Origin of the sequence: Streptomyces prasinopilosus (assembly GCF_001419695.1) — a bacterium.
Lineage (GTDB): Bacteria > Actinomycetota > Actinomycetes > Streptomycetales > Streptomycetaceae > Streptomyces > Streptomyces prasinopilosus.
In genome coordinates this window covers 1-1,909 of sequence record NZ_LIRG01000785.1, presented here as the reverse complement: position 1 = coordinate 1,909, position 1,909 = coordinate 1, and the positions used below count along the sequence as shown (strand labels likewise).

Here is a 1,909-nt window from a genome sequence, read left to right as displayed (position 1 = left end):
GGACGCGCCGGGCCGGCCCGCGGGGCCGGAGGGTCCGGGGGTGCCGCCCGCCGGTCCCGAACCGCCCGGCGTACCGGCCGGGTTGCCCGGGCCGCCGCCCGGAGCGCTCTTGCCCGCGCCGGACTTGCGGGGCGCGAACCAGTCGCTGGCCGGCTTGTCCGCCGGGGCCGACTGCTGCGGAACCGACTGCTGCGGGGCGGGCCGGGGGCCTCCCGGAGCGGCCGCGGCGGAGGGCTCGACGGCGCCGGGGCCCGTGCCCGGGGCGGAGCCGGTGCCGGCACCGAGCGCCCTGGGTGAACGCGGCGCCGGGGCCTGGGCCTTGGCCCCGCCCCGGGCCGTGCCCCGGCCCTCGTCGTCGCCCGCGCCGTCGCCGTCCTTGACGGCCTTGCGCACGACGACCGGCGGAATGGGCCGGGATCCGGGGATGTTGATCCGGACTCTGGTCGTCAGCGTGGTCTCGGTCTTGCGTTCGTCCGCGCGCTGCTCGTCCGGCCCGGTGGCCGGCCGGCCCGCGGCCGCCGCCTCGGCGGGAACCGCAGGAATCCCGTAGGGCGGGGTGCCCGACGGGTACGCGGCTCCGCCGCGCCCGTTGGGCCCGGTGGACGGAGTGTCAGTTTCACGACTCAAGGCAGGTTCTCCCGGTTGGCTCCGCCGCCCGTCACGACCTCACGGTGGGGGTCTCCCCCAACTCGACCGGAGCCGAGAGTTCGGGGAGGCTCAGCGGCGCGCGCACAACCATACTGGCCGTATCCGGCCCGTATGGCCGGACCGTGGCGGAAACCCCCGCCGGAGCCGTACCCGCGCACCGCGGCGAAGTGGTACGTCACTTCCCAAGTCGGACAGGACCGCCCCGTGGTTGCCGCCCCGGCGCGAGGGTGGCACACATCACAGCGACGGCGATGCCGCCGAGCAGGAAGAGGTAGGAGCCGGCTCCCGCGGCGAACAGGAAGTCGCCCTCGGGGCGGCTGGCGGAGAGCAGGAGGACGACGAGCACCCAGCCGCCGGCGGCCGACGCGGCCCCGGCGCGGCTGCGCAGGGCGAGTCCCGCGCCCAGGCAGAGTCCGGCCTCGGCGGCGAGGGCGAGCAGCAGTCCGCCGGGGAACCACGCGGGCTGCACCAGCGCTCCGGCCACGCCCACCACGGCACCGAGCAGGAACAGTCCCACGCAGGCGGCGATCCGCCCGGCGGGGGGCAGGCGCAGTGGCCGGGCCAGTGCCGACGTGCTCCCGGTCGTCCGGTCGCTCATGCCGTCTCCCCCGCCCCGGCCGTGATGCCGGCGAACAGGTCGTTCTCCCGGCCGGGGGGACGCGCGCCGCGCACCAGTTCGTAGTACTCGGTGGTGAACAGCGGCTGTGCCAGGTCGTTGGAGAGCACGAAGTACGGGGCGTACGGCTCGGCCACGGTGATCTGGGTGGCGTGGGCGCGCATCGCGGCGGCCTTGGCGGCGGCGTACGCGGTGCCGTCGATCCCGGTGGTGACCCGGGCGTCGTCGACGACTCCGGGGACGTCGCCGATCCCGCCCGCCTTGTCGAACGGCAGCGCGGGCAGGTCGTCGTGCAGGCGGGCGAAGGCGGCCTCGGCGACGGAGCGGGGCACCCGGTTCCAGTAGACCTTGGGGACGTCCCACCCGTCCCGGGCGGCGAGTTCGACGGCCCGCATGGCGACGCGGTGTGCCTGGACGTGGTCGGGGTGCCCGTAGCCGCCGTTGTCGTCGTAGGTGACGAGGACGTGGGGCCGGACCTCCAGGATCACCCGGGCGAGCAGGCCCGCCGCCTGGTCGACGTCGGCCTGCCAGAAGCAGCCGGGGTCCTCGTTGTCGGGCAGCCCCGTCATTCCGGAGTCGCTGTAGCGTCCGGCGCCGCCGAGCAGCCGGAAGTCGTCGACGCCGAGGGCGCGCATCGCCTCGGCC

The 1,909-nt window shown here is 76.4% G+C and carries 2 protein-coding genes and 1 pseudogene; all 3 read right to left on the bottom strand.

What is annotated here, in order from left to right; genetic code table 11:
- Positions 1-627, bottom strand: a pseudogene (locus tag AOK18_RS33705) (hypothetical protein); the annotation flags it as partial.
- A 196-nt stretch (positions 628-823) separates the two neighbouring features.
- On the bottom strand, positions 824-1,246 hold the full coding sequence (locus tag AOK18_RS26425) for a DUF6113 family protein (RefSeq protein WP_055571040.1): 423 nt from the start codon (positions 1,244-1,246) through the stop codon (positions 824-826).
- Positions 1,243-1,909 (bottom strand): N-acetyl-1-D-myo-inositol-2-amino-2-deoxy-alpha-D-glucopyranoside deacetylase (gene mshB, locus AOK18_RS26420; protein ID WP_055695970.1); only part of this gene is annotated, 667 nt, incomplete at its 5' end. The genes AOK18_RS26425 and mshB, both read right to left, overlap by 4 nt.

Bases quoted from the DNA above. Each gene is read 5' to 3' on its own strand.
- AOK18_RS26425 (WP_055571040.1), bottom strand. From the start codon at position 1,246: ATGAGCGACCGGACGACCGGGAGCACGTCGGCACTGGCCCGGCCACTG.